Annotated in this window: 4 protein-coding genes; 3 read left to right on the top strand and 1 reads right to left on the bottom strand. The window is 59.9% G+C overall.

All coding sequences use genetic code 11. From position 1 onward, the window contains the following. Nucleotides 1–1,386 (bottom strand): bifunctional UDP-N-acetylglucosamine diphosphorylase/glucosamine-1-phosphate N-acetyltransferase GlmU (glmU, locus tag NW819_RS08830; protein ID WP_414413519.1); only part of this gene is annotated, 1,386 nt, incomplete at its 3' end. Nucleotides 1,387–1,524: 138 nt separating this feature from the next. On the opposite strand from glmU, the gene NW819_RS08825 reads away from it, so the two are divergent. The 3 genes from NW819_RS08825 to NW819_RS08815 form a co-directional block, all read left to right on the top strand. Next, nucleotides 1,525–1,953: an SHOCT domain-containing protein gene (locus NW819_RS08825; protein WP_414390833.1), complete on the top strand. Its 429-nt coding sequence runs from the start codon at nt 1,525–1,527 to the stop codon at nt 1,951–1,953. 110 nt (nt 1,954–2,063) lie between these two features. Further along, on the top strand, nt 2,064–2,546 hold the full coding sequence (locus tag NW819_RS08820; protein ID WP_414413518.1) for an MAPEG family protein: 483 nt from the start codon (nt 2,064–2,066) through the stop codon (nt 2,544–2,546). Nucleotides 2,547–2,697: 151 nt separating this feature from the next. Continuing rightward, a partial coding sequence (locus NW819_RS08815) for a hypothetical protein (protein ID WP_414413517.1) occupies nt 2,698–2,880 on the top strand: 183 nt, incomplete at its 3' end.

Below are 2,880 nucleotides of genomic sequence, written 5' to 3'. Positions count from 1 at the left end.
GGGCTCCTGGGGGCGGGAAGAGCGGATCCCGGGTCGCCAACCGGGCTTGACCACCGGGCGGGAGCGAGCGATCACCAAGCAGTCATCCGGCAGGGGGTAGCGGGCAGGGATGGTGGAGCCGGCGGCAATGGTGACATCGGATCCCACCTGCAAAGGAGCCACCAACACCGAGTTGGCGCCTGTTTTGCTGCGATCCCCAATTTCGGTAAAGTGCTTTTGCTGGCCGTCGTAGTTGGCGATGATGGTGCCCGCCCCGATGTTGACCTGGGATCCCAGCTTGGCATCGCCCAGGTAGGCCAAGTGGGCGGCGTTGCTGTGGGATCCAATCTGGGTATTTTTGGTTTCCACAAAGTTGCCGATGCGGCAATGATCCCCAATCTGGCTGTGGGGGCGCACGTGGGCGTAGGGGCCTATCCAAACCTGGTTGCCGATGCGGCTGTGGCTGACCACCGAGTAGAGAATGTGACAGCCGGATCCAATCTCGCTGGACTCGATCCAACTGCCCGGCCCCAGGCGGGTTCCCGGCCCAATGCGGCACACCCCTCGCAGATGGGTTTGGGGCTCGATGATCACATCGGGGGCCAATTCCACCGTTTCCTCCAGGCTGCTGCTGTCGGGATCCACAAAGGTGACCCCGGCTTCCATCCAGGCTTCCTTGAGGCGATCCTGCAAAATCTGGTACGCCTGGGCCAGTTGGCGGCGGTCGTTGACGCCCACAATTTCTTGCGGATCGGCAACATCCAGAGCGATGGCTTTGCCCACCCGCTTGACGGCATCTGTTAGGTAGTACTCCTGCTGCGCGTTGTTGCGATTGAGATGGGGCAAAACCTGGGCCAGAGCCGGCCAGTGGAAACAATACACCCCACTGTTGATGCGGCGATTTTGCCGTTGGGCCGGGGTGCAGTCTCGCTCTTCCACCAGTTCCAGCACCCGCTGTTGGGCATCGCAAAATACCCGCCCATAGCCATAGGGATCCGCCACCTGAGCCGAGAGCAAGGTTACCTCTGGGTTCATCTGGCGGTGGCGCTCCACCAGAGCTTGCAGGGTTTCTGCCCGCAGCAGGGGCACATCCCCGTTGATCACCAGCAGATCCCCCTGAAAACCGCCCAGGACGGGCAACAGCTGTTGAACGGCGTGTCCGGTGCCCAATTGCTGGGCCTGCTCCACAAATTCAACCGGGTACTCCCGCAGGGCTTGGCGCACCTGCTCCTGTTCATAACCCACAATCACCAGACAGCGGTGGGGCTTTAACGTCAGCACCGTGCGCAGCAGCCGCTCGATCAAAGACAGGGATCCCAGCTTGTGCAGCACCTTGGGCAGCCGTGATCGCATCCGGGTGCCCTTGCCCGCTGCCAAGATCGCTACCGATAGCTCCCGCTCTGCCATGTTCCTTCCCCGAACCGCCCCCATCAAGTATAGGCGGCGGGATGCTGCTCAAAAATCTTCTGAGGTTGGATCCAAGTTCCTGAGCCCTGTGCGGCCAAAACTGAGCTAGCTTAATGGCACATCTAGCTGGTGCAGTCTATGGCCGAGAGCAGGGGCCCTGATATGCCCCCACAGGAACGTCGGCGGTTGGTCCGCGAGGTGGCCGGTTGGCTGGCGATGCTGGGGGTGTTCATTCCAGGGTTGCAGCGCTTCTATATGGGGCACCAACGCTGGGGCTGGGGCTACTTGGTGGCGGGGCTGATGGTGTTCGTTCCCTCCATCCCGCTGCAGATTCTCAGCTACGGGGTACGCGCCCTTTGTTTGCTGGAAGGGCTGTGGATCCTGACCATGAGCAATGCCGATTTCGATTTTCGATTCAACCGAGAGTTGATCGAGCTGGAATGGACCAGTGTGGAAGGCCGAGAAGCTCGGGATCCCGAACAGCAGTTGGAAAGCCAGTTGAAACAGGGCTTGATCACCCGCGCTGAATATGAGGAGCGCCGCCGGCAAATCCGCAAGATTTCCTGACGCAAGCATCTGCCTGGATAGACAGCCCGATAGATGGATAATGGTTCTGGTGTTGATTTTCCCGGCAATAGTTCCCACCCAAGCTGGGCTCTTTTCTCTCCTCTGTCATTGTGCACCGCCCTTTTGCCTATCTTATGTTGCCAAATCCTCCTCTCGTAGCCATCCCCCTGTTCTCTATTGCGGCAGCCATGCTCTTGGTCTATCTGCCCATGGGGGTGGTGGGCTATGCCCGTGCCCGCGTTGGCTACGACCTGCATGCTCCTCGGGCTATGTTTGATAGGCTACCTCCCTACGGGCAACGGGCCACCTGGGCCCACGCCAACGGGTTTGAGACCTTTGGGATGTTTGCGGCAGCAGCGTTGATCGCCTACATCACCGGCCCTCACTCGGATCCCTGGTATTTTGGCCTCAGCGGAGATGAAGGGGTAGCTGTGCTGTGTGGGGTGTTTCTGCTGGCGCGGCTGCTCTACAACTTTTTCTACATTGCCGATATTCCCATTGGGCGATCCCTCTCCTTCTTGGCGGGATCCCTGGCCACGTTGGGCCTGTTGCTGATTAGCCTGCTGCCTTTTCTCGGCACCGGCCTGGCCTAATCTGGCGAGAGAAACTCCCCCGTCATTTGTTGAGCCTGCCGGTACCCTGGCCCAACCTGCGATACTGGAAAAGGACTTCGTCCTGCTGTCGCCAACGGCGTCCTCTGGGTGCCTCTCTTTTGTCCCACGGCCCACTACGCAACGGTCAGCCATGTACACTCTGGAACTGCTCCTGAAAGGGAACCCTGCCCCCATCGTTGTCCACCAAAAAGAGGAAGAAGCGGCCAACCGGGCCTACCAAAGCATCGTCAATGCTCTGCAGAGTGGATCCCCTCAGAGTTTGGAGCTGACCTGCGACCGCACCGGCAAAAAGGTGTTCCTGCTCACCGGTGAG

The sequence above is a fragment of the Synechococcus sp. R8-2 genome, assembly GCF_047461715.1.
Lineage (GTDB): Bacteria > Cyanobacteriota > Cyanobacteriia > Thermostichales > Thermostichaceae > Thermostichus.
The sequence above is the reverse complement of the archived record's forward strand: the minus strand, read 5'-3'. Positions and strand labels throughout refer to the sequence as shown.

Excerpts from the sequence above, each read along its gene's own strand:
- NW819_RS08825 (WP_414390833.1), top strand. The coding sequence starts at position 1,525 with ATGGCCGAGAGCAGGGGCCCTGATATGCCCCCACAGGAACGTCGGCGG.